General features: G+C 69.1%; 25 protein-coding genes. 16 read left to right on the top strand and 9 right to left on the bottom strand.

The window, feature by feature from the left end:
• The first annotated feature begins 82 nt into the window (after window positions 1–82).
• The 16 genes from ABS361_17205 to ABS361_17130 all read left to right on the top strand — a co-directional run bounded on the left by ABS361_17205 (window position 83) and on the right by ABS361_17130 (window position 15,566).
• The gene (locus ABS361_17205; GenBank protein ID XBY43795.1) at window positions 83–1,351 is read left to right on the top strand and encodes an MFS transporter; all 1,269 of its coding nucleotides are present in this window, start codon (window positions 83–85) and stop codon (window positions 1,349–1,351) included.
• Window positions 1,352–1,477: 126 nt separating this feature from the next.
• Window positions 1,478–2,182, top strand: a complete 705-nt coding sequence (locus ABS361_17200) for a DsbA family protein (GenBank protein XBY43794.1) — start codon at window positions 1,478–1,480, stop codon at window positions 2,180–2,182.
• Window positions 2,183–2,222: 40 nt separating this feature from the next.
• On the top strand, window positions 2,223–3,947 hold the full coding sequence (locus ABS361_17195) for a PhnD/SsuA/transferrin family substrate-binding protein (GenBank protein ID XBY43793.1): 1,725 nt from the start codon (window positions 2,223–2,225) through the stop codon (window positions 3,945–3,947).
• Window positions 3,940–4,560, top strand: coding sequence for a response regulator (locus ABS361_17190; protein XBY43792.1), 621 nt, complete (start codon window positions 3,940–3,942; stop codon window positions 4,558–4,560). The genes ABS361_17195 and ABS361_17190 overlap by 8 nt, the downstream gene beginning before the upstream one ends.
• A gap of 249 nt (window positions 4,561–4,809) precedes the next feature.
• Entirely contained in the window at window positions 4,810–6,171 is a 1,362-nt protein-coding gene (gene soxC / locus ABS361_17185) for a sulfite dehydrogenase (GenBank protein XBY43791.1), read from the top strand.
• Window positions 6,155–7,207 (top strand): c-type cytochrome, encoded by a 1,053-nt coding sequence (locus ABS361_17180; protein ID XBY43790.1) that lies wholly within the window; start codon window positions 6,155–6,157, stop codon window positions 7,205–7,207. Before soxC ends, ABS361_17180 begins: the two co-directional genes overlap by 17 nt.
• A gap of 47 nt (window positions 7,208–7,254) precedes the next feature.
• Window positions 7,255–7,725, top strand: coding sequence for a thiosulfate oxidation carrier protein SoxY (gene soxY / locus ABS361_17175; GenBank protein XBY43789.1), 471 nt, complete (start codon window positions 7,255–7,257; stop codon window positions 7,723–7,725).
• Between the two features lie 24 nt (window positions 7,726–7,749).
• Window positions 7,750–8,061: a thiosulfate oxidation carrier complex protein SoxZ gene (gene soxZ / locus ABS361_17170; protein XBY43788.1), complete on the top strand. Its 312-nt coding sequence runs from the start codon at window positions 7,750–7,752 to the stop codon at window positions 8,059–8,061.
• Window positions 8,062–8,108: 47 nt separating this feature from the next.
• Window positions 8,109–8,924 (top strand): sulfur oxidation c-type cytochrome SoxA, encoded by an 816-nt coding sequence (soxA, locus tag ABS361_17165; protein XBY43787.1) that lies wholly within the window; start codon window positions 8,109–8,111, stop codon window positions 8,922–8,924.
• 11 nt (window positions 8,925–8,935) lie between these two features.
• Window positions 8,936–9,601 (top strand): sulfur oxidation c-type cytochrome SoxX, encoded by a 666-nt coding sequence (gene soxX / locus ABS361_17160; GenBank protein XBY43786.1) that lies wholly within the window; start codon window positions 8,936–8,938, stop codon window positions 9,599–9,601.
• A 19-nt stretch (window positions 9,602–9,620) separates the two neighbouring features.
• On the top strand, window positions 9,621–11,342 hold the full coding sequence (soxB, locus tag ABS361_17155) for a thiosulfohydrolase SoxB (protein ID XBY43785.1): 1,722 nt from the start codon (window positions 9,621–9,623) through the stop codon (window positions 11,340–11,342).
• Between the two features lie 106 nt (window positions 11,343–11,448).
• Window positions 11,449–11,880, top strand: coding sequence for a DsrE family protein (locus ABS361_17150; protein XBY43784.1), 432 nt, complete (start codon window positions 11,449–11,451; stop codon window positions 11,878–11,880).
• Between the two features lie 103 nt (window positions 11,881–11,983).
• Window positions 11,984–13,033 (top strand): YeeE/YedE family protein, encoded by a 1,050-nt coding sequence (locus tag ABS361_17145; protein XBY43783.1) that lies wholly within the window; start codon window positions 11,984–11,986, stop codon window positions 13,031–13,033.
• Between the two features lie 65 nt (window positions 13,034–13,098).
• Window positions 13,099–13,452 (top strand): hypothetical protein, encoded by a 354-nt coding sequence (locus ABS361_17140; protein XBY43782.1) that lies wholly within the window; start codon window positions 13,099–13,101, stop codon window positions 13,450–13,452.
• A 41-nt stretch (window positions 13,453–13,493) separates the two neighbouring features.
• Window positions 13,494–14,504 (top strand): MBL fold metallo-hydrolase, encoded by a 1,011-nt coding sequence (locus ABS361_17135; GenBank protein XBY43781.1) that lies wholly within the window; start codon window positions 13,494–13,496, stop codon window positions 14,502–14,504.
• A gap of 117 nt (window positions 14,505–14,621) precedes the next feature.
• Window positions 14,622–15,566, top strand: coding sequence for a helix-turn-helix domain-containing GNAT family N-acetyltransferase (locus ABS361_17130; GenBank protein ID XBY43780.1), 945 nt, complete (start codon window positions 14,622–14,624; stop codon window positions 15,564–15,566).
• Window positions 15,567–15,584: 18 nt separating this feature from the next.
• Here the strand turns inward: ABS361_17130 and nadC are convergent, their stop codons facing one another.
• From nadC to ABS361_17085, 9 genes are all read right to left on the bottom strand, one after another.
• On the bottom strand, window positions 15,585–16,418 hold the full coding sequence (gene nadC, locus ABS361_17125) for a carboxylating nicotinate-nucleotide diphosphorylase (protein XBY43779.1): 834 nt from the start codon (window positions 16,416–16,418) through the stop codon (window positions 15,585–15,587).
• A gap of 211 nt (window positions 16,419–16,629) precedes the next feature.
• Window positions 16,630–17,937, bottom strand: coding sequence for a type III glutamate--ammonia ligase (gene glnT / locus ABS361_17120; protein XBY43778.1), 1,308 nt, complete (start codon window positions 17,935–17,937; stop codon window positions 16,630–16,632).
• 119 nt (window positions 17,938–18,056) lie between these two features.
• The gene (locus ABS361_17115; protein XBY43777.1) at window positions 18,057–19,385 is read right to left on the bottom strand and encodes an FMN-binding glutamate synthase family protein; all 1,329 of its coding nucleotides are present in this window, start codon (window positions 19,383–19,385) and stop codon (window positions 18,057–18,059) included.
• An 11-nt stretch (window positions 19,386–19,396) separates the two neighbouring features.
• Window positions 19,397–20,083 (bottom strand): GXGXG domain-containing protein, encoded by a 687-nt coding sequence (locus ABS361_17110; GenBank protein ID XBY43776.1) that lies wholly within the window; start codon window positions 20,081–20,083, stop codon window positions 19,397–19,399.
• 137 nt (window positions 20,084–20,220) lie between these two features.
• Window positions 20,221–21,129, bottom strand: coding sequence for a glutamine amidotransferase family protein (locus ABS361_17105; GenBank protein ID XBY43775.1), 909 nt, complete (start codon window positions 21,127–21,129; stop codon window positions 20,221–20,223).
• Between the two features lie 249 nt (window positions 21,130–21,378).
• Complete coding sequence (locus tag ABS361_17100) at window positions 21,379–22,374, bottom strand: ATP-binding cassette domain-containing protein (GenBank protein ID XBY43774.1); 996 nt, start codon at window positions 22,372–22,374, stop codon at window positions 21,379–21,381.
• A complete protein-coding gene (locus tag ABS361_17095; protein XBY43773.1) occupies window positions 22,347–23,123 on the bottom strand; it encodes an ABC transporter permease subunit in 777 nt (258 codons plus the stop codon). The genes ABS361_17100 and ABS361_17095 overlap by 28 nt, the downstream gene beginning before the upstream one ends.
• An 80-nt stretch (window positions 23,124–23,203) precedes the next feature.
• Entirely contained in the window at window positions 23,204–24,391 is a 1,188-nt protein-coding gene (gene ssuD, locus ABS361_17090; protein ID XBY43772.1) for an FMNH2-dependent alkanesulfonate monooxygenase, read from the bottom strand.
• 55 nt (window positions 24,392–24,446) lie between these two features.
• Window positions 24,447–25,424 carry an aliphatic sulfonate ABC transporter substrate-binding protein gene (locus ABS361_17085; GenBank protein XBY43771.1) on the bottom strand — a complete coding sequence of 326 codons (978 nt, stop codon included), beginning with the start codon at window positions 25,422–25,424 and terminating at the stop codon, window positions 24,447–24,449.
• Window positions 25,425–25,480 lie beyond the last annotated feature (56 nt).

Below are 25,480 nucleotides of genomic sequence, written 5' to 3'. Positions count from 1 at the left end.
ACGCATCTCCGACCAGGGCGACCGACAAGCACGACCCCGCAGCCCTTCTCCTTTCCGCGCCCGGGGACGCGAGACAACGAGCATGACCGTGACCGAAATCGGTTCTCAGCCCGGAGCCGGATCGCACTCCATCGATCCTGTCGGTCCCGGACAACGCTGGCGTCTGCGCTACTGGTCGATCTTCCTCGGCCAGGCCCTGTCGCTGGTCGGCTCGGCCCTGACCCAGTTCGTGCTGATGTGGTGGATCACCGAGGCGACCGGCAGCGTCGCGGAGCTCGCCACGGCGGGGCTCGCCGCGCTGCTGCCGCAGGCGCTGCTCGGCCCGATCGGCGGTCTGTTCGCGGACCGCTACAGCCGCCGTCTCCTGATGATCGGCGCCGATGCCGTCAGCGCGCTATGCATGGCCGTGCTCATCGTGCTGTTCCTGAGCGATCGGATCGAGCTGTGGCACATCTATGCGATGCTGTTCATCCGCAGCGCGATGCAGGCCTTTCAGGCGCCGGCCGCGCTCGCGAGCACATCGCTGCTCGTGCCGCGCCGCTTCCTGGCGCGCGCGGCCGGTCTCGGTCAGACGCTGGAAGGCGTCATGTTCGTCGCCGCCGCGCCGCTCGGCGCGCTCGCACTCAGCGCGATGCCGATCGGCTGGGCGCTGGCGATCGACGTGGTCACGGCCGTGCTCGGGATCGTGCCCCTGCTCGTCTTCACGATTCCCCAGCCGGGCGAGCCAAGGCAGGCGGCATCGAACCTCTGGACGGAATTCCGCGACGGTGTCCGCGCGGTCGCGGGCAATGCGGGCCTGCGCGACCTGTTCCTGCTCCAGGCGGCGGTCGTGCTGGTGCTGATGCCGTCGGCGACGCTGGTGCCACTGCTGGTCACGCAGCATTTCGGCGGCGGCGCCGCGCAGGTCGCCGTGATGGAGGCGCTTTGGGGAATCGGCATGCTGGTCGGAGGGCTCGCCGTGACGGCATGGGCGCCGCGGCGGCACATCCGCTGGATCCTCGGTGGCTTTGCGGTGTCTTGCTTCGCCTTCGCGGCCTCGGCCGCCATGCCCCGCGAGTTCTTCACGCTCGCCTTGGCCTGGTGGGTGCTGAGCGGGGCGACCTTCGTGCTCGGCGAGGCGCCCTTGACGGCCTTGCTCCAGACCACCGTCCCGCATCATCTGCAGGGGCGCGTCCTGTCGCTGATGAATACCGTCATCGCCCTGGCGGCGCCGGTCGGATTGGCCTTCGCGACGCCGCTCGGCGAGTGGATGGGGATCCGCGGCCTGTTCGTCGCGACCGGCATCGCCGGCGGTCTGGTCTCGCTCGCCGGCTTCGCCTCGGGGGCGCTCAGGCGCCTCGATCGGCACTGACGCCGACCCGGATCGCTCCGCAGCCGTGGGCGCCACCGGCGCGCGTGTTACCAAACCGATTGAAATCCCGCGACGTTTGCAGGAATGTGCCGCGATCCCGATCGGAGTTTCGGTGGTGATCCTGTGATGATGCTCGACCGGCGCGCCTGGTGCCGCCTCGCGATCGGCGGCTTCGCGAATGCCTGGGCGGCTCGGGCCTCGATGGGGAGCGCCCGCGCCGGATCGCCGCCCGCGGATGCTCTCGCGCTGGCCTCCGACGATGGTTCGCCGATCCGGAACCGCGCCTTGCCGGCCGAGGCCTTCGCGGGGCTCGCCGGGCTCCAGCGGATCGGCGGCACCGCGCCGGACATCGTGATCGGCGAGGTCTTCGACTACAATTGCGGCTACTGCCGGAGTGCGGCGGTGCCGCTCGACGCGCTGGTCGAGCGCGACGGCCGTGTCGCGCTCACGCTCGTGCACCATCCGATCCTCTCGCCGGCCTCGCGCGCCGTAGCGATCCTGCAGCAGGCCGTGTTTCACCTGTTCGGCCCGGCATCGGCGCGCGCGTTGCACCTCGCCCTGCTCGGCCACCGCGGTTTTCTCGACGAACCGCGTGCCCGCGCGATTGCGCGGGCCGAGGGGATCGATCTCGATGCGATCGACGCGCCGGCCGTCGCAGGGGCGGCCGCTCTGGAGGTCGACGCGCAGACGAGCCGCGCGCACGCGCTCGGCATCCGTGTGACACCGACCTTCGCGATTGCCGGCCGGGCCTTCATCGGCTGGCCGGGCCCCTCGACCATCGCCGGCATGATCGCCGAGGCGCGACGGTGCGGACGTCTGCGATGCGACTGATCTCGGGGGCGCCTACATCCGCGGGGTGGTGATCGCCGCCGTGCTGGCCGGATCGGGCTTCGTCGCGCCGGCGCCCGCCGACGACCGTCCGGTGGTCCGCATCGGCGTGCTCGCCTATCGCGGCACCGAGGAGGCCGCGAGTCGCTGGGCCGCGACCGTCGCCGAGCTCGGCCGCGCGCTGCCCGATCGCCGGTTCGAATTGGTGCCCGGCAGCGCCGCGTTCCTGACCGGCGCCGTGGCGTCGAACCGGCTCGATTTCGTGATCACCAATCCCGGCCATTACCTCGAACTGGAGATCGACTATTCCGCTAAGGCGATCGCGACCGAGCAGGACATGGACGGCACCTCGGCCTCCGAGGCAGTCGCCGCCGCCGTGATCGTGCCGGCCCGCGCCGAAGACCTCTGGCAGCTCACGGACCTGAAGGGAAAGCGGGTCGCGGCGGTCGCGCCCGATGCCTTCGGCTTCCGGGCGGTCGAGCGCGAGGCGTCGGAGCGCGGGCTTGATCTCCGAGCCGACGCGAACATGCTGTTCGTCGGCTACCCGGTCGACGGCGTGGTGGCGGCATTGCGGTCTGGGCAGGCCGATGCCGGCGTCGTGCGTTCCTGCGTCCTGGAGGCCCTGATCGCGGAGGGGCGGGCGCGCGCCGACGAGTTCCGCGTCGTCGGCCGCCGCCCCTCGGGGACCCAGCGCTGCCACGTCTCGACCCGGCTCTATCCGGGTTGGCCGTTCGTGCAGGTGGTCCAGACCTCGCCGGGCCTCGGCCGGGACGTCGCCCGCGTGCTCCTCGCCATGCAGCCGCGCGAAGGCGATGTGGTCTGGACGGCGCCCGAGGACTATCAGCCCGTGCAGGATCTCTATCGCACGCTCAAGATCGGCCCCTACGCGCCGTTCTCCAGGCTCGGCATGCTCGATTTCGCCTGGGCGAACCGCTATTGGGCCATGCTGGCGGCGACCGCGGCGCTGTGGTGGATCATCCACGTCATGCGCGTCGCCCATCTCCTGCGCAAGCGCACCGCCGAGCTGCAGCGGGCCCATGAACTGGCGCGGCTGAAGGGCGAGCAGATGGAGCACACCGTCCGCCTGTCGCTGATGGGCGAGATGGCGAGCTCGCTCGCCCATGAGATCAACCAGCCGCTGGCCGCCATCGTCAGCTACGCGCGCGGCTGCGAGCGCCGGCTGGCGAGCGGCACCGATCTCGAGGGCGTCCGCGCCGGCGTCGAGCGCATCGCCGTGCAGGCGGAGCGCGCCGGCGCCATCGTCAAGCGCATGCGCGAGTTCGTCCGCAAGAACCCCTCGCGCCAAGTGCCGGTCGATCCGGCCGCCGTGCTCGCCGATGCGCTCGCCCTGTTCGAACCGACCGCCGCCGGCCGTGCCGTGACGATCGAGACCGACATCCCGGCCGCGCTGCCGACGATCCGCGCGGACCGGCTCCAGATCGAGGAGGTCGTGCTGAACCTGCTCCAGAACGCGCTCGACGCCGTGTCGAAACAGCCGGACGGCCGCATCCTGGTCTGGTCCCGGGTCCGCGATCACGTGCTCGACGTCGGCGTGACCGACAATGGCGCCGGCGTCGCGCCGGGCGCGGTGCCGCTGCTGTTCGAAGCCTTCTTCACCACCAAGTCGGAGGGTCTCGGCCTCGGCCTGTCGCTGAGCCGGACGATCGTCGAGGCCCATGGCGGCCACCTCGCGGTCGATATCGACACGCCCGGCCGGACCACCTTCCGCTTCCAACTGCCGCTGATCGAGGAGCATGCCGGTGTCTGAGATCGAGCCGATCGTCCACATCGTCGACGATGATCCGGATGTGCGCGATTCCGTGAACTTCCTGGTCTCGTCGCTCGGCTATCGCTGCGTGACCTCGGCCTCGGCGCAGGATTTCCTGCGCGCGCTCGACGATCAGCGCCCGTGTTGCGCCGTGCTCGACGTGCGGCTGCCGGGCCTGAGCGGACTGGAACTGCAGAACGAGCTGCAGCGGCGCGGCTCGGCCGTCCGGGTCATCTTCATCACCGGCCATGGCGACGTGCCGAAGGCCGTGCGCGCCATGCGGCACGGCGCGATAGACTTTCTCGAAAAGCCCTTCGACGATCAGGTTCTGCTCGATCGGATCGGCGAGGCGCTGGCGGAGAGTCGCGAGGCGATCGAACGGCGGCGCCGGCAGGGCGATCTCGAGCGGCGGCTGTCGTCGCTGACCGATCGCGAGCGCGAAGTGCTCGCCCATATCGTCGCCGGCCGCACCAACAAGGCGATCGCCGCGGCGCTCGATATCTCGGTCAAGACGGTCGAGAACCACCGGCACAACCTGATGTCCAAGGCCGGCGTCACCTCGGTCGCGCAACTGATCGCCTGGGCCTCGGAGCCGGGCCAGATCTCCGCCTGAGAGCGCCATCGATCGGCCGTCTAGGGGAAAACCCCCAGATCCCCCCGGCACCGACCCCGATTGGAAAATTCGCGCCGGTCCGCTTCCATGCGGCCATCGGAGTTCCGGACGGCGAAACCAGTCCGGACACGGGGAGAGAAAACGGCTGAGCGAGCGGACGCGCCCGAATCCGGCGCGGCGCGAGCATTTGCACCCCCGTCCGAGCCGCCGGATCGTCTCCGGCGACGACACGAGGCATTCGGGGGATGCATGATCAGACGCGATCGTGACAGGACGGGCGGCGGCCCGAGGATCAGGCCGGCGCCGGAGAGCTTCCTGTCGGCCGAGGAGATCGCCGCGGTATCGGCCGGGCGCCGCGACTTTCTGCGGGGCTCCTTCCTCGCCGCCGCTGCGGCCCTGACCGCCGGTCCGGCCGCGGCTGCGGAGAACGCCGGCGACGATGCGATCCTGAAGCTGCCGCCGTGGTCGACCAGTCTCGGCCAGCCGGTCGCCGCGACGCCCTATGGTCTGCCGTCGAAATACGAGACCGCGATGGTCCGGCGCCAGAGCCCCGGCCTGACGCAGGTGGCCGGCTCGAGCGTCTCCTTCATGCCGCTCCAGGGCATGTTCGGCATCATCACGCCGTCGGGCCTGCATTTTGAGCGCCATCACCAGGGTTGGCACGACATCGATCCGTCGCGCCATCGCCTGATGGTTCACGGCATGAGCGAGGACTTCGTCAGGAAGCCGAAGGTCTACACGCTCGACGACCTGATGCGCCTGCCCTCGGTCTCGCGCCTGCATTTCATCGAATGCGGCGCCAACACCGGCATGGAATGGGGCAATGTCGCCGTGCCGACCGTGCAGTACACCCACGGCATGGTCTCGTGCAGCGAGTTCACCGGCGTGCCGCTGCGCACCCTGCTCGAGGATTGCGGCGCGGATCTCTCCAAGGCCAGGTTCGTGCTGGCCGAGGGCGCCGACGGCTCGTCGATGACGCGCACGATCCCGATCGAGCTGGTGCTCTCCGGCGAGGTCATGGTCGCCTACGGCCAGAACGGCGAGATGCTCAGGCCGGAAAACGGCTATCCGCTCCGCCTCGTGGTGCCGGGCGTCCAGGGCGTCTCCTGGGTGAAGTGGCTGCGGCGGATCAAGGTCGGCGACCAGCCCTGGGCGACCAAGGACGAGGCGGTCCACTACATCGACCTGATGCCCGACGGCCAGCACCGCCAGTACACCTCGATCCAGGAGGCGAAGTCGGTGATCACGAGCCCGTCCGGCGGCCAGATCCTGCTCGACAAGGGCCACTACAACGTGAGCGGCCTGGCCTGGTCCGGACGCGGCAAGATCAAGCGCGTCGACGTCTCCTTCGACGGCGGCATCAACTGGGTCGAGGCGACGCTCCAGACCCCGGTGCTCTCGAAGTGCCTGACCCGCTTCAATGTCGGCTGGGACTGGGACGGACGTCCGGCGATCCTGCAATCGCGCGCGCAGGATGAGACCGGCTACGTGCAGCCGGGCTACCGCATGCTCCGCGCCGTCCGCGGCACGCGGTCGATCTACCACAACAACGCGATCCAGTCCTGGAAGGTCGCCATGAACGGGGACGTGAGCAATGTCCAGGTTCTCTGAGCGCGCGCGGATCTTCGCAGCCGCCTTCGCCCTCTCGGCGGCCGCCGGCGTCACGGCCGGGTTCGCGCTCGACACCTATACCGGCGTCGGCCGCCCGGCGACGCCGGCCGAGCTGAAGGCCTGGGATATCGACGTCCGCCCGGATTTCGCCGGCCTGCCGAAGGGCTCCGGCAGCGTCGCGCAGGGCGAGGCCGTGTGGGAGCAGAAATGCGCCTCCTGCCACGGCACCTTCGCCGAGAGCAACAAGGTGTTCACGCCGCTGGTCGGCGGCACCACCAAGGAGGACGTCGCCTCGGGTCATGCGGCGGCGCTGAAGCGCCCCGACTATCCGGCGCGGACGACCTTCATGAAGGTCGCGACCGTCTCGACGCTCTTCGACTACATCCGGCGCGCCATGCCCTGGAACGCGCCGAAGTCGCTGTCGAACGACGAGGTCTACGCGGTCCTCGCCTATCTCCTGAACCTCGCGGAGATCGTGCCCGACGATTTCGTGCTCGATGACAGGACCATCCGCGACGTGCAGGGCCTGATGCCGAACCGCAACGGCATGACCTGGAGCCACGCGCTGTGGCCGGGCACCGAATTCTCCGGCAAACCGGTCGCGCCCGATGTGCAAGCGGCGCCCTGCATGAAGGATTGCAAGAAGGAGGTGGAGATCGGCTCGGCCTTGCCCGACTATGCTCTCGCCTCGCACGGCAATCTGGCCGACCAGAACCGCCTGGTCGGCCCGGTGCGCGGACAGGTGACGGCGGCCTCGGTCAAGGCCGAGGCGGGCCCGGCCTCGCCGGCCGCGATCGCCGAGACCGCCGGCTGCCTCGGCTGCCACGCCGCGACGACGCGGCTGGTCGGTCCGAGCTACGTCGAGGTTGCGGACAAGTACAAAGGCCAGGACGTTACGGCTAAACTCATCGCCAAGGTCCGCGCCGGCGGTGAAGGCGTCTGGGGTTCGGTCGCCATGCCGCCCCAGGAGGAGATCAAGGACGAGGACCTGAAGAAGCTTCTGGCGTGGATCCTGGCAGGCGCGCCGAACAAGTGATCCGCCGATCAAAGCGCGGGCGCCCAATCGAGGGAGGAAGGAACGACATGATGAAATCGACACTGAACCGGCGGGCACTGCTCGCCCGCGGCGGCCTCCTCGGCCTGCTGACCGCGATCGTCTCGACGGTCGGGCCCAAGCTCGCCTTCGCGGCCTGGAACAAGGCCGCCTTCGACGGCAAGACGCTCGCCGACACCTACAAGGAACTCGGCGCGACCGGCGTCGCCGAGAGCGCCGACATCCAGATCCTCGCCTCCGACATCGCCGAGAACGGCGCGGTGGTGCCGGTTCAGGCGGTCAGCAAGCTGCCCGAGACGACGCAGATCTCGTTCCTGGTCGAAAAGAACCCGAACATGCTCGCCGCGCTGTTCGACCTCGGCCCCGACATGCTTCCCGACGTGACCACGCGCATCAAGATGGGCCAGACCTCCAACGTGGTCGTCCTGGTCAAGGCCGGCGGCAAGTACTACTCCGCCGCCAAGGAAATCAAGGTCACGCTCGGCGGCTGCGGCGGCTGACAAGGACGCGCGAAGGAGAACGACATGGGCAATCCGATGAAGATCCGCGCCGCGTCCAAGGACGGCGTGACCGAGATCAAGGTTCTGATGAACCACGAGATGGAAACGGGCTTTCGCAAGGACGCCTCCGGCAACGTCGTGCCGGCCTGGTTCATCGCCGAGGTGACCACCAAGCTCGCCGACAAGGTCGTGATGCAGGCGCAGTGGGGACCGTCGGTCTCCAAGAACCCGTTCCTGTCCTTCAAGGTCAAGGGCGGCAAGGCCGGCGATAAGGTCGTGGTGTCCTGGGTCGACAACAAGGGCGACACCCGCACCGACGAGGCGACCGTGACCTGACCGGTCCGGCCGTCCGAACAACGAGAAAAGACCAAGGGGAGGCGCATATGGGACGCTGGCATGGTGCCGGCCTGGCGATGCTCGTCGCCATGGCCGCGGGAACGGCAAGCACGGCCCTGGCCGAGGGTGACGCTTCGATCCAGAGCATCGAGCAGTATCGCGAGGCCTTGAAGGACGGCAATCCGGCCGAACTCTTCGAGGCCCAGGGCGAAGAGATCTGGAAGAAGCCCGCCGGCCCGAAGAACGCCTCGCTCGAGACCTGCGATCTCGGCATGGGACCGGGCGTCGTTCACGGCGCCTATGCCCATCTCCCCCGCTATTTCAAGGACACCGACAAGGTCCAGGATGCCGAGTCGCGCATCCTGACCTGCATGGCGACCATCCAGGGCATCGACGTCGCCAAGTTCATCGCCGCGCCGTTCGGCAGCCCGGAGAAGGACCAGCTCAACGCGGTCGTGACCTATATCTCGGGCGAGTCCAAGGGTGAGAAGGTCGCCGTCTCGCTGTCGCATCCGAAGGAGCGGCAGATGTTCGAGCTCGGCAAGCGGATGTTCTACTTCGAGGGCGGCCCGCACGACTTCTCCTGCGCGACCTGCCACGGCCAGGAGAACACCCGAATCCGCCTGCAGGAACTGCCCTATCTACCGGCCCAGAAGGGCGCGGGCGCGGCCTGGTCCAGTTGGCCGGCCTACCGCGTCAGCGCCGGCCAGATGTGGGGCATGCAGTGGCGCATCAACGACTGCTTCCGTCAGCAGCGCTTCCCCGAGCCGGTCTATGCGTCCGACGTGACGATCGCGCTCTCGACCTTCCTCGCCGCGACCGCCAACGGCGCGACGATGGACACGCCCGGCATCAAGCGGTGAGGAGGACGGTCATGACGAAGCGATCGATGTATGCGGCCTTGACCGGTGTGGCTCTCACCGGTGTGGCTCTCGCCGTGTTCGCCGCGGGGGCGGCCCGGGCCGGCGATGCGACGAGCTGGGGCGAAGGCGCCGACGACGCGGCCTTTCAGGCGATGCTGAAGAGCGGCTTCCGCGACAAGGGCATCGCCACCGTAAAGCGCCTCGAGCAGGACCCGACGCAGGCGTTCTGTTCGGATCCCGCCATGGCGGCCAGCGCGGCGGGCGCGAAGCGCAAGGCCGAGATCGAGGCGGCGAACGAGGCCACGATCAAGTATCCGGCCGACGGCAAGTGGCTCGGCGATTTCAAGGCCGGCGAGGCCATCGCCCAGAGCGGCCGCGGCCTGACCTGGACCGACAAGGCCGACGCACCGAACGGCGGCAATTGCTACAACTGCCATCAGATCTCCAAGACCGAGATCTCCTACGGCACGATCGGCCCGAGCCTCTACAACTACGGCAAATTGCGCGGCAGCTCCGAGGACGTGTTGCGCTACACCTGGGGCAAGATCTTCAACGCCAAGGCCACGAACGCCTGTTCGAACATGCCGCGCGCCGGCCACATGGGCATCGTCACGGACCAGCAGATCCGGGATCTGATGGCGCTGCTGCTCGATCCCAAGTCTCCCGTGAACCAGTGACCGAGCGGAGCTTCGAACGATGAACCGCCGTCATTTCCTGCAGCTCCTCGCTGCGGCCGGCGCTGCCGGCATGAGCCTGCCCGACGACATCGCGCGCGCCGAGCAGGCCGCCGACCGGCTCTACGAGGTGCCGGCGTTCGGCAACGTGTCGGTGATCCACATCACCGACACCCATGCCCAGCTGAAGCCGCTGCTGTTCCGCGAGCCGAGCGTCAATCTCGGCGTCGGGTCGATGCGGGGTCAGGTGCCGCATCTGGTCGGCGGGGCGTTCCTCGAGCGGTTCGGCATCGCCGCCGACACGCCCGAGGCCCACGCCTTCACCTACCTCGATTTCGAGCGCAAGGCCGGCATCTACGGCCGGGCCGGCGGCTATGCTCATATCGCCACGCTGGTGAAGCGGCTCCGCGCGAGCCGGCCGGGTGCCCTGCTGCTCGACGGTGGCGATTCCTGGCAGGGCTCCGGCACGGCGCTGTGGACCAAGGCGCAGGACATGGTCGACGCTTCCAAGCTCCTCGGCATCGACTTCATGACGCTGCACTGGGAGGCGACCTACGGGCAGGAGCGGGTCAAGGCGGTCGCCGACGGCGACTTCGCCGGCAAGATCGAGATCCTCGCGCAGAACCTCAAGACCGCCGATTTCGGCGATCCCGTCTTCGCGTCCTATGCGATGCGCGAGATGGGCGGGGTCAAGGTCGCGATCATCGGCCAGGCCTTCCCCTATCTGCCGATCGCCAACCCGCGCTACATGATCCCCGACTGGACCCTCGGGATCCAGGAAGAGGCCATGCAGAAGACCGTCGACGAGGCGCGCGCGGCCGGCGCCAGGGCCGTGATCGTGCTGTCGCACAACGGCATGGACGTCGACCTGAAGCTCGCCTCGCGCGTGACCGGCATCGATGCGATCCTCGGCGGCCATACCCACGACGCGACGCCGAAGCCGGTGATCGTCGCCAGTGGTGCGGGCAAGACGCTGGTGGTCAGCGGCGGCTCGAACGGCAAATTCGTCGGCGTGCTCGATCTCGACGTCCGCGACGGCAAGGTCGCGGATTTCCGCTACAAGCTGCTGCCGGTCTTCGCCAATCTGCTGCCCGCCGATCCGGAGATGGCGGCGCTGATCGCCAAGGTCCGCGCGCCGTACGAGGCGAAGCTCGCCGAAAAGCTCGCTGTCTCCGAGGGTCTGCTCTATCGGCGCGGCAACTTCACCGGCAGCTTCGACAAGGTGATCCTCGACGCGCTGATTGCCGAGAAGGACGCCGAGATCGCCTTCTCGCCGGGCTTCCGGTGGGGAACGACCGTGCTGCCGGGCGAGGCGATCACGATGGAGAACCTGCTCGACCAGACCGCGATCACCTATCCGGCGGTCACGGTCAATCCGATGACCGGCGAGCAGATCAAGGGCGTGCTCGAGGACGTCTGCGACAACCTGTTCAATGTCGACCCCTATCACCAGCAGGGCGGCGACATGGTCCGCGTCGGCGGCATGACCTACAGCTGCGATCCGTCGGCGGCGATGGGGTCGCGGATTTCCGACATGCGCATCGGCGACAAGCCGGTCGAGGCATCGAAGACCTACAAGGTCGCCGGCTGGGCCTCGGTCTCCGAGGCCGCGCGCGACGCCGGCGGCGAGCCGGTGTTCGACCTCGTCGCCCGCTGGCTCAAGAACCAGAAGGTCGTGAAGACGCCCATCCCCGCAGTGCCCAGACTGCGCAATGTGGACGGCAATCCCGGTGCCGTGCTCTGATCGGCCAAAGGCCGGGGGCTCAACCCCGGCCGGACCGCCCGCGCGTGGGCGGTCCCGTATGTAAACCCGGCGGCAGCCCCCGGCCGGGGGCGAGGAGGGAACCCCCATGTTCGGTATCGCGAACTGGCTTCGGAATATACTGGTCGCGGCGCTCCTGTGCGTCGCCGGCCCGGCCTTCGCCCAGGACAAGGTCATCTATCATATCGACGATTCGGCCGCGCAGGCGCTGAAGGGATTGCGTAACATCCGCAATCATCTGGACGTCGCGCCGAAGACGACCATCGTCGTCGTGACCCATGCCGACGGCGTCGACTTCCTGATGGAAGGCGCGAAGGACCCGAAGAGCAGCACCGAATACGCGCCGCTGGTCGCCGATCTCAAGGCGCGGGGCGTGACCTTCGAGGTCTGCGAGATCACGCTGAAGCGGCGCAATCTCAAGAAGGACCAGTTCATCCTCGATGCCGATTTCGTGCCTTCGGGCGTGGTCCGGCTCGGCGAGCTGCAGTTCCGCGACCACTACGCCTACATCAAGCCCTGAGCGGATCGGCGCGCTGCCCGCAATGCCTTGGTGATGCCGGGCCGATCGGGCCCTGCCGCCGGCGGCGCGCCGTTCGGCCGAGGGCCCGCAATGGTGCCCCGCCATGTTCGATTGGTTCATAGACCGGATCGGCGACCAGTGGACGCTCGCGCTCGGCGGCGCCGTGATCGGCATGCTGTTCGGCGCGCTGGCGCAACGCTCGCGTTTCTGCCTGCGCGCGGCGACGCTCGAAGTCGCGCACGGGCGGCTCGGCGACCGGCTGGCGATCTGGCTGTTCGCCTTCGCGACCGCGCTGATCGCCACGCAGTTGCTGATCGTCTTCGGTCTGTTCGATACCGGCACGGTCCGGCAGCTCAACAACACCGGCTCGCTGTCCGGCGCGATCCTCGGTGGGCTGATGTTCGGCAGCGGCATGGTGCTGACCAAGGCCTGCGCGAGCCGGATGCTGGTGCTGTCGGCGACCGGCAATCTGCGCGCGCTGCTCTCCGGCCTCGTCTTCGCCGTCGCCGCGCAGGCCGCCCGCGACGGCGCGCTGTCGCCGGTCCGCGCCGCGGTCAACGCGCTCTGGACCATCGACGGCCCGTCCCGCGACCTGCTCGTCTTGTTCCGCGTCGATCATGCCGGCGCGGCACTGTTCGGCGCGCTCTGGCTCGTCGCCGGGCTGGTGCTCGCCTTGCGCAACAAGGTCGGGATCTGGCCGGCGGTCGGCGCCGCCGGCGTCGGCCTGATGGTCGCGGTCGCCTGGTGGTTCAACTTCTCCATGGCCGCCACCTCGTTCGAGATGGTGCCGGTGCATGCGCTGAGCTTCACGTCGCCCTCGGCGGATTCGCTGATGTATGTGCTGATGCCGCCCGGCGGGAAACTGACCTTCGATCTCGGCCTGATCCCCGGTGTGTTCGTCGGCGCCTTCCTGGCCGCGGCGCTCAGCGGCGAGCTGAAGCTCGAGGGCTTCGACAGCGGCGCAACCATGCGCCGCTATATCGCAGGCGGCTGCATGATGGGCTTCGGCGGTGTGCTGGCCGGCGGCTGTGCGATCGGCGCGGGCGTCTCGGGCGCGTCGGTCTTCGCGCTGACCGCCTGGATCGTGCTGTGGTCGATGTGGTTCGGCGCGGTTGCGACCGATCGGCTCGTCGACCGCGCCAAGACGGCTTGAGGGGGCTTGCGATGCGCGGCCGTCCTCGCCCCGGACTGTTCGCCGCCGCGCTGGTCCTCGCCGCGATGCCGATCGCGACGGCCGGAGCCGGCAGCGAGGGCGCGAGCGTGCCCGAAGCCGCGCGTCCGGTGTCGGGCGAGGCCCCATCGCTTGGAGGCTCGTCCGTCGGGAGCCCGTCGATCGAGCTTGGCCGGCGCCTGCTCGCCGAGAACGGCTGCAACGGTGCCTGTCACCTCGCGCGCGTAACGGACGGCAATCCGATGTCGCTCTACACCCGCTCGACCCGCCGCGTGAACGCGCGCGAGGAGCTGCGGCGGCAGGTCGAAGTCTGCGTGTCGCGGCTGAACGTGATGGTCTTCCCCGAGGATATCGAGAGCGTCGTCGGGGCGCTGGACGACGATTTCTACCATTTCGACTGACGGCCTGCCTTTCCATTGGCGGCCGGCCTGGGAGGCCAGACATGACCCTGTCCAGACGGCGCATTCTGAAGAACGGCGCGCTCGCAATCTCTGCGACGAGCGCCGGCATGACCGAGCTGATGGCGATGCTGGCGACCGCGGCTGCGGCGGAACGGGGACCGCCGGTCCCGGACCATCCGCTGCAGCGGCTCTCGCCGCACGTGCACATGGTCTGGTCGCCCGACGGCTTTCCGACGCCGCAGAACCAGGGAATGATGTCGAACATCGTCTTCGTGGTCGGCTCGGCCGGCGTGATGGTGATCGACAGCGGCGCGTCGGTGCAGATCGCGGAAATGACCGTCCGGCAATTGCGCCGCCTGACCGACAAGGCGGTCATCGGCGTCGTCAACACGCACTACCACGGCGATCATTGGCTCGGAAATCAGGCCTTCCGGGCCGCCTATGGCGCGGATCTGCCGATCTACGCGCTCGCCCCGACCCGCATGGCGATCGAGGGCGCGGTCGGCCGGTTCTGGCACGAGGCCATGAACCGCTGGACCAACGACGCGACGGTCGGCACCGACATCGTGCCGCCGAACAGGGACATCGCCCACGGCGATACGCTCTCGCTCGGCGATGTCACGCTGCGCCTGCATCACTATGGACGGGCCCATACCGACGCCGATGTGGCGGTGGAAGTGATCGAGGACGGCGTGATGTGCGTCGGCGACATCCTGATGGATCGCCGGATCGCCAACATGGAGGACGGCTCCTATCAGGGCACCTTCGAGGCGATCGACAAGCTGATCGCGGCGAGCCGCACGACCATCTGGGTGCCGGCCCACGGTGAGGCCGGCACCGCGGTGCTGACCTGGCAGCGGGAACTCTTCGCCGGCATCTGGGAGTCCTGCGTCGAGGCGGTGAAGCAGGGCATTCCGCTCGAGGGCGCGCTCGCCTTCACCCTGAAGGACCCGCGCGTCGCCTCGCGCGCCGCCGAGACCAAGGGCTGGGCCAACAACATCGGCAAATATGTGAGCCTCGCCTATCTGGAGGCCGAGCAGGCGCAGTTCTGATCCGCACGGCCTCCTCGGCACCGTGCGTGACCGGTCGGGTCGTTGCGGCCGCCGCCTCTTGACCCGGCCGTCGATAGTCCGGCATATAGTTGTATCGTACAACGATATGCCGGATTCATGACTGCCCCAGCTGCAACGATCGATCGTATTCGCGCCGCCTCGCGCCGGCTGGTGCGCGAGTTCGGCTTCATGGGCGGCGCCTTTGCCGGCACCGACCTGCCACCCTCGGCCGTCCATGCGCTGATCGAGATCGAGGCGGCGCAGGCGATGACGGCGCGCGACCTGGCGATCCTGCTGCGCCTCGAGAAGTCGAGCGTCAGCCGGCTGCTGCGCAAGCTCGTGCTGTCCGGCGACATCCGGGAGGAGCCCGGCGCTGCCGATGCCCGCACCAAGGCGCTGAGCCTGACCCCGGCCGGCCGGGCGCGGGTCGCGGCCATTCACGGCTTCGCGCGCGCCCAGGTCGCCGGCGCGCTCGATCGGCTGCCGGCGTCAACGCATGCGACCGTTCTCGACGGTCTCGACCTCTATGCCACGGCGCTCGCCGGCGATCCGGCCCCGCCGGCACCCGCACCCGCGATCGACGTCGTTGAAGGCTATCGCCCCGGCGTCGTCGGCCGGATCGTCGAGATGCATGCCGTCCACTACGCCGCGACCGCCGGTTTCGGACGACGCTTCGAGGCCGTGGTCGCCGGCGGTCTCGCGGCGTTCTGCGACCGGCTCGATCGCCCGAGCAACGGCCTCTGGACGGCTGTGAGGGACGGTCGCGTGGTCGGCGCGGTCGCGGTCGATGGCGAGGACATCGGCCCCGGCGTTTCCCATTTGCGCTGGTTCATCGTCGCCCCGGAGGCGCGTGGCGGCGGCGTCGGCCGACGCCTGCTCGACCGCGCGCTCGCCTTCTCCGACGCGCGGGGCTTTGCCGAGATGCAGCTGTGGACCTTTGCCGGGCTCGATGCGGCCCGCCACCTCTACGAGGCCCACGGCTTCGTTCTCGTCGAGGAGCGTCCCGGCCGGCAATGGGGCGAAGAGGTACTCGAGCAGCGCTTCGCGCGCACCCGCTCGTAAGCGATCGGGTCGCCGGCCTCAGGCCTCGTCGAGGCCGATATCGACAGCCGGGGCCGACTGGAACGGCCGGCTCGTCGAAATATAGTCGACGCCGGTCGCGGCCACCGCGGCGATCGTGTCGAGACGGATGCCGCCGGACGCTTCCAGCAGCGCGCGGCCGTCCACGAGGGCGACCGCCTGGCGCATGGTTTCGAGCGACATGTTGTCGAGCATGATCACATCGGCACCGGCCGCGAGGGCCTCCTCGACCTGATCGAGCCGGTCGCATTCGACCTCGATCTTGGTCAGCGCCGGCACGCGCAGGCGTGCGCGCTTGACCGCTTCCATGATGCTGCCGCAGACCGCGATATGGTTGTCCTTGAGCATGACGCCACTGTCGAGGCCGAGCCGATGGTTGAGCGCGCCGCCGCAGCTCGCGGCGTGCTTCTCGAGCATGCGCAGGCCCGGCGTGGTCTTGCGCGTGTCGAGCAGCCGCGCCTTGGTGCCGGCGATCGCGCGCACATACTTCGCCGTCTCGGTGGCGATGCCGGACAGGCGCTGCACGACGTTGAGCGCGGTGCGCTCCGCCGTCAGCAGCGCCTGCGCCGGTCCGCTGACCGTCATCAGAAGTGCGCCCCTCTCGACGGTCGCGCCGTCGTGCGCATGGATTTCGATCCGGCAGGCCGGCTCGTAGCGCGTGAACACGAGGCCCGCGACCTCGACGCCGGCGAGCGTCATCGGCTCGCGCGCATTCATGGCGAATGTCGCGGTCGCGCGCGGATCGATCATCAGCTGCGCGGTCAGATCGCCGCCGCCGATGTCCTCGGCGAGCCACTGGTCGATCTGCTTCGAAACGAGAAAACGATCGTACATCCGCCGCCTCCGTCGCCGCACGGCCGCCGTCCTCGCGGATGGCCTCCCGTGGGTGGCCGGCAGAGGAGGCGATCGGCCGTCCCCTGTCAATGACGGGGACGCGGATCTCCTGTCCCCGAAACGGCACCTCGCAAACGCAAATCCCCGCTGCACCGTCGCGCGGAGCAGCGGGGATCGGGATCCGGTGACGCGAAGGGGGCGTTGAGCCGCCTCAAATGTCGAGCGTGGTCTCGCGCTCCCACTGCGTGAAATGGCTGCAATAGGCCGTCCATTCCTCGTGCTTGAGCTTGAGGTAGCCGGCCGAGAATTCCTCGCCGAGCGCCGCGCGCAGCGTGGTGTCGGCCTCGAAGGCACGCAGCGCGTCGAGCAGGTTCAAGGGCAGGCGCGGCGCGTCGGCGGCCTTGAAGCCCTCGTTGAACATGTCGAGGTCGGAATGCGGACCCGGATCGGCCTTGGTTGCGAGCCCGTCGAGGCCGGTCGCGATGATCGCGGCCTGCAGCAGGTATGGATTGACCGCGCCGTCGGGCAACCGCAGCTCGAACCGGCCCGGACCCGGCACGCGCACCATGTGGGTGCGGTTGTTGCCGGTCCAGGTGATCGTGTTCGGCGACCACGTCGCGCCCGAGATCGTGCGGGGCGCGTTGATGCGCTTGTAGGAATTGACGGTCGGGTTGGTGATTGCGGCGAGCGCGGTCGCGTGTTTCATGATGCCGCCGAGGAACGTCTTGCCGGCGGCCGAGAGCCCGAACGGCGCGGCCGGATCGGCGAAGGCATTGGTGGTGCCGGCGAGATCCCAGACCGAGATATGGCAGTGGCAGCCGTTGCCGGTCAGGCCCTTGAACGGCTTCGGCATGAAGGTCGCGCGCAGCCCGTGCTTCTCGGCGACCGACTTCACCATGAACTTGAAGAACGAGTGCTTGTCGGCGGTCGCTAGCGCGTCGTCGTATTCCCAGTTCATCTCGAACTGGCCGTTCGCGTCCTCGTGGTCGTTCTGGTACGGCTTCCAGCCGAGCGCCAGCATGTGGTCGCAGATTTCGGCGATCACATCATAGCGGCGCAGCAGCGCCTGCTGGTCGTAGCAGGGCTTGTCGCCGCCGTCGTAGACGTCCGAGATCGCCGACCCGTCGCGGGTCAGCAGGAAGAACTCCGCCTCGACGCCGGTCTTGACGCGCAGCCCTTGTGCGGCGGCCTCATCGACCAGCCGCTTCAGGAGCACGCGCGGCGCCTGCGCGACCGGCTTCTCCTCCATCACGCAATCGGCCGCGACCCAGGCAACCTCGGGCTTCCAGGGCAGCTGGATCGCCGCGCTCGCATCCGGCACGGCGAACAGGTCCGGATGCGCCGGCGTCATGTCGAGCCAGGTCGCGAAGCCCGCGAAGCCGGCGCCGTCCTTCTGCATCTCGGCGATCGCCTGTGCCGGCACCAGCTTGGCGCGCTGGGCTCCGAACAGGTCGGTGTAGGAAATCATGAAGTACTTCACGCCGCGGTCGGCGGCGAAGGCGGCGAGATCGGTCGTCATGATGCCCCTTCCTGTCCTCGTCCGGAGCCCGTCGAGCCGGCGGCGCGACGGGCGTTGATGCGATCCCATGCAGATTTCATGCGCGGCGACCTGGTCCCCGTCCGGCCGCCGCGCCGGCTTCAGAAGCTGCCCTTGCCCGGATACCAGTCGGTGCCGGCGAGCGGAACCTTCGCCATCGCCGCGGCCTCCAGCGTCAGCGCGCAGAGGTCTTCCGGCTCCAGGTTGTGGACGTGATTGTGGCCGCAGGCCCGCGCGATGGTCTGTGCCTCGAGCGTCATCACCTTCAGATAGTTGGCGAGCCGCCGGCCGGCCGCGATCGGATCGAGCCGCGCCATCAGCGCCGGATCCTGGGTGGTGATGCCGGCCGGGTCCTTGCCCTCGTGCCAGTCGTCGTAGGCGCCGGCGGTCGAGCCGAGCTTGCGGTATTCGTCTTCCCACTTCGGGTCGTTGTCGCCGATGGCGACCAGCGCCGCGGTACCGATCGAGACCGCATCGGCGCCGAGCGCCAGCGCCTTGGCGACGTCGGCGCCCGAACGGATGCCACCCGAGACGATCAGCTGCACCTTGCGATGCATGCCGAGATCCTGCAGCGCCTGCACGGCCGGGCGGATGCAGGCGAGGGTGGGCTGGCCGACGTGTTCGATGAACACGTCCTGCGTCGCCGCCGTGCCGCCCTGCATGCCGTCGAGCACGACCACGTCGGCGCCGGCCTTCACCGCCAGCGCGGTGTCGTAATAGGGCCGCGCGCCGCCGACCTTCAGGTAGATCGGCTTCTGCCAGTCGGTGATCTCGCGCAGCTCGAGGATCTTGATCTCGAGGTCGTCCGGGCCGGTCCAGTCCGGATGCCGGCAGGCCGAGCGCTGGTCGATGCCCTTCGGCAGCGTGCGCATCTCGGCGACGCGGTCGGAGATCTTCTGGCCGAGCAGCATGCCGCCGCCGCCGGGCTTGGCGCCCTGGCCGACCACGACCTCGATCGCGTCGGCGCGGCGCAGGTCGCGCGGGTTCATGCCGTAGCGCGACGGCAGGTACTGATAGACCAGGATCGAGGAGTGGCCGCGCTCCTCCTCGGTCATGCCGCCGTCGCCGGTGGTGGTCGAGGTGCCGGCGAGCGTCGCGCCGCGGCCGAGCGCCTCCTTGGCGTTGGCGGAGAGTGAGCCGAAGCTCATGCCGGCGATGGTGATCGGAATCTTCAGGTGGATCGGCTTCTTGGCGAAGCGCGTGCCGAGCGTGACCGAGGTGTCGCAGCGCTCGCGATAGCCCTCGAGCGGGTAGCGCGACATCGAGGCACCGAGGAACAGCAGATCATCGAAATGCGGCACCTTGCGCTTGGTGCCGCCGCCGCGGATGTCGTAGATGCCGGTCGCAGCGGCGCGCCGGATCTCGGCGAGCGTATAATCGTCGAAGGTCGCGGACTTGCGCGGCGGGGTCGGCGGGTTCTGGTAGCTCATCGCGGCCCCCTTCAGTACGCGTCGGCGTTGTCGATGTTGAAATTGTAGAGTTTCCGCGCCGAGCCGTAGCGCTTGAACGCGGCCGGATCGACACCCTCGACGCCGGCCTTCGCCAGGAGATCGCTGAGGATCGCGATGTGCTCGGGCCGCATCTCCTTTTCGATGCAGTCGGCGCCGAGGCTCTTGACCGAGCCGCGCACGAACAGGCGCGCCTCGTAGAGACTGTCGCCGAGCGCCTCGCCGGCGTCGCCGAGCACGACGAGGTTGCCGGACTGCGCCATGAAGGCCGACATGTGGCCGATCGAGCCGTGCACGACGATGTCGATGCCCTTCATCGAGATGCCGCAGCGCGAGGCCGCATTGCCCTTGATCACGAGCAGGCCGCCGCGCCCGGTGGCGCCGGCATACTGCGAGGCGTCGCCCTCGATGACCACGGTGCCGGACATCATGTTCTCGGCGACGCCGGGGCCGGCGGAGCCGGCGACCGTGACGCTGCCGCCGTCGTTCATGCCGGCGCAGTAGTAGCCGACCGAACCCTTCACCGCGACGGTGAGCGGCTGGTCGATGCCGACGGCGACCGCATGGGCGCCGCGCGGGTTCAGAATGTCGAAATGGGTGTCGTTGCTGCCGGCGCCGACGGTGTGCAGGGCCTCATTCAGCGCGCGCAGCGGCGTGACGGCGAGATCGAAGACGGGCATCGGATGCTCCTCGCTCCCCAGGGTGGGGCGGGCGGATGGTGCGGAGATCGGCGTGCGAGGAACGGCGACGGTTCGTCGTCTGTGTCCTGGCCGCCGACCAGGCCACGCCGCCTTGGCGTGGCCCCGGACATTGCCGATCACGCCGCCTTGGCGTGATCCCAGAAGTAGACCGTGGCCGGTTCCGGCTCCCAGACCCGCGCGGTCTCGATGCCGGGCAGGCCGGCGAGCGCGCGGTATTCCGAGCCGAACGCGACATAGGCGTCGGTTTCGGCCATCACCGCCGGCTTGCACGCGATCGGATCGCGCAGCACGCCGAAGCCGGACTTGGTGCCGACGACGAAGGTGAAGAAGCCGTCGAGATCGTCGAGTGCACCGGTCAGTGCCGCGCCGAGATCCTTGCCGTCCTTCATGGCGGCGGTCAGATAGGCGGCGGCGACTTCCGAGTCGTTCTCGGTCTCGAAGCTGACGCCGAGCCGCTTCAGTTCGCGGCGCAGGTTGTTGTGGTTCGACAGCGAGCCGTTGTGGACCAGGCACTGGTCCGGCCCGGTCGAGAACGGATGTGCGCCGAGCGTGGTGACCGCGGATTCGGTCGCCATGCGCGTATGGCCGATGCCGTGGCTGCCCGCCATCGCCGCAACGCCGAAGCGCTCGACCACGTCCCGCGGCAGCCCGACCTCCTTGAAGATCTCGACATTGGTGCCGACGCCCATGACGCGGATCGACGGCGCGATGGCGCCGAGCGCGGCGCGCACCGCCTCGACCGCGTCCGAAGCGACCGTCAGCACCGCATGGGTCGCCTTGGCCGCGATCTTGACGGTCGTTCCGGTCGCCGCCTTGATCCGGTCGTCGAGCCCGGCGAAGTCACGCGCCGGCTCCGGCGATTGCACCGTGATCTTGGTGAAGCCGGGCGTCTCGGCGCCGTAGATCGCGATGCCGGCCGAATCCGGGCCGCGATCGGTCATGGTGATCAGCATGTCGGACAGGAGCCGGCCGAGCTCGGGCTCGAGCGCCTTGTCCTTCAGGAACAGCCCGACGATTCCGCACATGGGCGTTGGTCCTCCGGTGATGATGGCCGGAGGATAGGACCGTCAGAGGAGGGAAGGCAACTTAAAAGAATAAAAGTTTCTTCTGAATGCGTGTGCAATCTGCCAGATTTTTGGGCAGAACCACCTGCTCCTTCCCATCTTCATGAACGACGAAGTTCGCGCGCCCCGTGATCCCGCCCCGTGCTACGGCCACCGCCACGGCGCGGGCGGCCTCGATCGACGAGGCGCGCCCGTATGCCGCCGTCGCTCTCAGTAGACGACCTCCTCGACACCGAAGATCGCGTCGAGAAGACGGCCTTCGAGCCGGGCGAGCTCGGCCGAGCCGCGTTCGCGCGGACGCGGCAGGTCGATTCGGAGATCGAGCGTGATGCGGCCCTCGTCGATCACGATGACGCGGTCGCCGAGCGCCACCGCCTCGGCGACGTCGTGGGTCACCAGGACGGCGGTGAAGCCCTGTGCGCTCCAGACCCGCTCGATCAGGTTCTGCATGGTGATCCGCGTCAGGGCGTCGAGCGCGCCGAGCGGCTCGTCGAGCACGAGCAGGTCCGGCCGGCTGACCAGCGCCCGGGCGAGCGCCACGCGTTGCCGCTGGCCACCCGACAGGACCGAGGGCCACTCGTCGGCACGCGCCTGCAGATGGACGTCGGCGAGCGCATCGAGCGCGGCGCGCCGCGCCGCCGCCTTCGATCGGCCCGGCGGCAGGCCGACCGCGACATTGTCGACCACGCTCGCCCACGGCAGCAGCCGGGGCTCCTGGAATACGATCCGCGCGTTCGGCGCGGCGCCCGACGCATCGTCGAGCGTGATCGTGCCGGCGGTCGGCTGATCGAGGCCGACCAGCAGGCGCAACAGCGTGCTCTTGCCGCAGCCGCTCTTGCCGACGATGACCAGGAACTCACCGCTTGCCAGATCGAGATCGATGCCGTGCAGTACGGTCTTGTCGCCGAAGCGTTTTTCCACGCCCGCGAGCGACAACGTCGCGCCCGGACCGTGGGCCGCCGTCTCGCGCTCCGCATCGACGGCGGAGACCTCGATCTCGTCGGCCGGCGTCTCGGCCCGCACGAACGGGCGCAGCGAACTCCAGACGACATCGGCCAGGCCGGCACGATCATCCGCCGCCTGCGACGTTGCAGCGGTCGGCGGCGCGGTGGTCGACGCAGGGTGAGAAGCGGACGAGCGAGGGCCGACAGCGGCGACGGTCTCGTCCGAGCGAAGGCTCAGTGCGACTGGAAAGCCGGGTGCCATGCGAGGCTCCTGCGTTCGAGGAAACGGGCGAGACTGTCGGCGAGCTTGCCGAGCGCGGCGTAGATCAGGATCGACAGCACGACGACGTCGACCAGCATGAATTCGCGCGCCTGCATGGCCATGTAGCCGAGGCCGGACGAGGCGGAGATCGTCTCGGCGACGATCAGCGTCAGCCACATGATGCCGAGCGCATAGCGCAGGCCGACGAAGATCGACGGCAGCGCTCCCGGCAGGATCACGCGCCGGAACAGCGCCCAGGAATTCATGCCGTAGGCGCGGCCCATTTCGACCAGTTGGGCGTCGACGTGGCGCACGCCGTGCACCGTGTTGGCATAGACGGGGAAGAACACGCCGAGCGCGACGAGAAACAGCTTCGCCTCCTCGCCGATGCCGAACCACAGGATGACCAGCGGGATCAGGGCGAGGTGCGGGATGTTGCGGATCATCTGCACGGTCGTGTCGGTGGCGCGATCGGCGGCGCGCGACAGGCCGTTGGCGAGCCCGAGGCCGAAGCCGATGCCGCCGCCGACCAGCAGGCCGGCGAGCGCGCGCAACGTGCTGATCTCGGCATTGGCGAGGAGTTCGCCGGAAAGCGTCAGCCGCCAGGCGGCCGCGACGACATCGGTTGGCGCCGGCAGGACGCGGTTCGAGATCACGCCGAGCGAGCTACCGATCTGCCAGAGCGCGATCACCGCGGCGGGCAGGGCATAGGGCACGAGCCCGGACAGGCGGAACGCCTTGATCGACATGGGGGCACCATCCTCCAGGGTTGGTCGGGCACGCCGCCGGGCAATCGGCGGCGCGCAGTCTCAAAGCGGGAAGGTCGCGGTCACACCGCGGCGGCCAGGCCGGCGATGCGGCGCGGCCGGGCGCCGAGCCCGGCGCCGGTGCCGAAATCGCCCGAGATCACCTCGCCCGAGCGACGGCCGAGACCGAGCACCGGGAACAGCAGTTCGGCGACCTTGTAGGCCTCCTCGAGGTGCGGATAGCCGGAGCCGATCACCGTATCGATGCCGAGCGCCTGATATTCGCGCAGGCGTGCGGCGATCGTCTCCGGGCTGCCGACCAGCGCCGTGCCGGCACCGCCGCGCACCAGGCCGACGCCGGCCCAGAGGTTCGGCGCGACATAGAGATTGTCGCGCCGGCCGCCGTGCAGCGCCGCCATGCGATGCTGGCCGACGGAATCGCTCTCGTTGCGGAATTTCTCCTGCGCGGCGGCGATGGTCTCGTCGGAAAGGCGCGAGATCAGCTTGTCGGCTGCGGCGAAGGCCTCCTCGTCGGTCTCGCGGACGATGAAGTGCAGGCGGATGCCGAAGGTCACCTCGCGGCCCTTGGCCGCTGCGGCGGCGCGAACGGTCGCGATCTTCTCGGCGACCTGCGCCGGCGGTTCGCCCCAGGTCAGATACTTGTCGGTCCGACCGGCGGAGAATTCGATCGCCGCGTCGGAAGAGCCGCCGAAATAGAGCGGCGGCCGGGGCTTCTGGACGAAGGGGAAGTTCAGCTTGGCGCCTTCGGCCTTGATGTACTTCCCGTCGAGCGTCGCGGTGCCGCCCTTGGCGATCGTCTCGAACACCTCGAAGAACTCCTCCGCGTGGTCGTAGCGCGCGTCATGGGGCAGGAAGATGCCGTCCCCGGCGAGCTCCTTCGGCGCGCCGCCGACGACGATGTTGATCAGGAGCCGGCCGTTCGAGACCCGGTCGACCGCCGAGGCGAGCCGGGCGTAGAACGCCGGCGTCGCGGTGCCGGGCCGGATCGCGACCAGGAACTTCAGCCGCTCTGTCGCGGTGGCGAGCGCGGTCGCGGTGATCCAGCTGTCCTCGCAATTGGCCCCGGTCGGGATCAGCACGCCGCCGAAGCCGAGCCGGTCGACCGCGGTCGCGATCTCGCGCAGGTAGGCGTGATCGGGCGCGCGATAGAAGTCGTCCGTGCCTAGATACGGCCCGTCGCCGCTCGTCGGAATGAACCAGAAGAAATTCAGCGGATCGGAGCCGGTCGGCTTCAGCGTCTCAACGGACATGGGACGTCCTCCTCGGGAGTGGATTGGGAGAGGGGCGGGAAACGGATGTGCGGGTTCAGATGCTCGGCGCGGTCCAGACGATCGACGCGATGTCGAGCTTCGCCGGGATCAGGCCTTCGGCCGCGAAGGTGTCGGCGATCGCCTGCTGCGTCTTCACGATCTCGGGCGTGACCGGCAGCACTGCGAACCGCGTGTTCGTGCGTTTGACCGAGCGCAGCGTTACATCGTAGGGGACGCCGGTGATCTCGGAGAGCGCCTTGGCAGTCTCCTCCAGATGATCCTGCGACCACGCCGCCTGGACCGCGAGCTCGGCCAGCACCTCGCGGACCAGCGTCGGGTTCGCCTTGGTGTAGGCGCCGTTGGCGAGGTAGTAGCCGTAGCTGTCGACGATGCCTTCGGCCGTGGTCAGCACGCGGACGTCGGGGTTCTGCTCGGCGATCGCGTAGAACGGATCCCAGATCGACCAGGCCTCGACCCGGCCGCCGGCGAAGGCGGCACCGGCGTCGGCGGGCGACAGATAGGCCGGCGTCACGTCCTTCAGCGTCAGGCCGGCCTTGCGCAGCGCCGAGACGGCGACGTTGTGCGCGCTCGAGCCCTTGGTGAAGGCGAGCGTGCGGCCTTTCAGGTCGGCGAGCGACCGGATCGGGCCGTCCTTCTTGACCAGGATCGCCGAGGACGAGCCCGGCGCCGGCGCCGCGCCGACATAAACGAGGTCGAGCTTGCCGGCCTGGGCGAAGATCGGCGGAATGTCGCCGGTGTAGCCGAAATCGATCGCACCGGCGCCGAGCGCCTCGAGCAGCGGCGGCCCGGACGGGAACTCGTGCCAGGTGACCGCGACGCCGCGCGCGGCGAGCCGCGTCTCCAGCGTGCCGCGGCGCTTGGTCAGCGCCGGCACGCCGTTCTTCTGCCAGCCGAACCGGAAGGTCTTCGCGGGCTCCTTGGCAGGCTCGGGGGCGGCGGCGAGGATCGGCGTCGCGAGCGCGCTTGCGGTGCCGGCGGCGGCGAACGTGAGGATCTGACGGCGTGTAAGCATGGGGGCCTCCAGAGGTTCGGCCGGATGGGGGCAGGTCGGGAAAGTTAAAGGCGACG

The organism is Ancalomicrobiaceae bacterium S20, from assembly GCA_040269895.1.
Lineage (GTDB): Bacteria > Pseudomonadota > Alphaproteobacteria > Rhizobiales > Ancalomicrobiaceae > Methyloraptor > Methyloraptor flagellatus.
The sequence above is the reverse complement of the archived record's forward strand: the minus strand, read 5'-3'. Positions and strand labels throughout refer to the sequence as shown.

Coding starts and splice junctions, on each gene's coding strand:
- glnT (XBY43778.1), bottom strand. CDS start 17,937: ATGACGACCGATCTCGCCGCCTTCGCCGCCGACCGCGGCGTGAAGTAC.
- ABS361_17100 (XBY43774.1), bottom strand. CDS start 22,374: ATGGCACCCGGCTTTCCAGTCGCACTGAGCCTTCGCTCGGACGAGACC.
- ABS361_17180 (XBY43790.1), top strand. CDS start 6,155: ATGTCCAGGTTCTCTGAGCGCGCGCGGATCTTCGCAGCCGCCTTCGCC.
- ABS361_17095 (XBY43773.1), bottom strand. CDS start 23,123: ATGTCGATCAAGGCGTTCCGCCTGTCCGGGCTCGTGCCCTATGCCCTG.
- ABS361_17205 (XBY43795.1), top strand. CDS start 83: ATGACCGTGACCGAAATCGGTTCTCAGCCCGGAGCCGGATCGCACTCC.
- soxC (XBY43791.1), top strand. CDS start 4,810: ATGATCAGACGCGATCGTGACAGGACGGGCGGCGGCCCGAGGATCAGG.
- soxZ (XBY43788.1), top strand. CDS start 7,750: ATGGGCAATCCGATGAAGATCCGCGCCGCGTCCAAGGACGGCGTGACC.
- ABS361_17150 (XBY43784.1), top strand. CDS start 11,449: ATGTTCGGTATCGCGAACTGGCTTCGGAATATACTGGTCGCGGCGCTC.
- soxA (XBY43787.1), top strand. CDS start 8,109: ATGGGACGCTGGCATGGTGCCGGCCTGGCGATGCTCGTCGCCATGGCC.
- ABS361_17200 (XBY43794.1), top strand. CDS start 1,478: ATGATGCTCGACCGGCGCGCCTGGTGCCGCCTCGCGATCGGCGGCTTC.
- ABS361_17145 (XBY43783.1), top strand. CDS start 11,984: ATGTTCGATTGGTTCATAGACCGGATCGGCGACCAGTGGACGCTCGCG.
- ABS361_17135 (XBY43781.1), top strand. CDS start 13,494: ATGACCCTGTCCAGACGGCGCATTCTGAAGAACGGCGCGCTCGCAATC.
- ABS361_17130 (XBY43780.1), top strand. CDS start 14,622: ATGACTGCCCCAGCTGCAACGATCGATCGTATTCGCGCCGCCTCGCGC.
- soxY (XBY43789.1), top strand. CDS start 7,255: ATGATGAAATCGACACTGAACCGGCGGGCACTGCTCGCCCGCGGCGGC.
- ABS361_17110 (XBY43776.1), bottom strand. CDS start 20,083: ATGCCCGTCTTCGATCTCGCCGTCACGCCGCTGCGCGCGCTGAATGAG.
- ABS361_17115 (XBY43777.1), bottom strand. CDS start 19,385: ATGAGCTACCAGAACCCGCCGACCCCGCCGCGCAAGTCCGCGACCTTC.
- ssuD (XBY43772.1), bottom strand. CDS start 24,391: ATGTCCGTTGAGACGCTGAAGCCGACCGGCTCCGATCCGCTGAATTTC.
- nadC (XBY43779.1), bottom strand. CDS start 16,418: ATGTACGATCGTTTTCTCGTTTCGAAGCAGATCGACCAGTGGCTCGCC.
- soxX (XBY43786.1), top strand. CDS start 8,936: ATGACGAAGCGATCGATGTATGCGGCCTTGACCGGTGTGGCTCTCACC.
- soxB (XBY43785.1), top strand. CDS start 9,621: ATGAACCGCCGTCATTTCCTGCAGCTCCTCGCTGCGGCCGGCGCTGCC.
- ABS361_17140 (XBY43782.1), top strand. CDS start 13,099: ATGCCGATCGCGACGGCCGGAGCCGGCAGCGAGGGCGCGAGCGTGCCC.
- ABS361_17085 (XBY43771.1), bottom strand. CDS start 25,424: ATGCTTACACGCCGTCAGATCCTCACGTTCGCCGCCGCCGGCACCGCA.
- ABS361_17105 (XBY43775.1), bottom strand. CDS start 21,129: ATGTGCGGAATCGTCGGGCTGTTCCTGAAGGACAAGGCGCTCGAGCCC.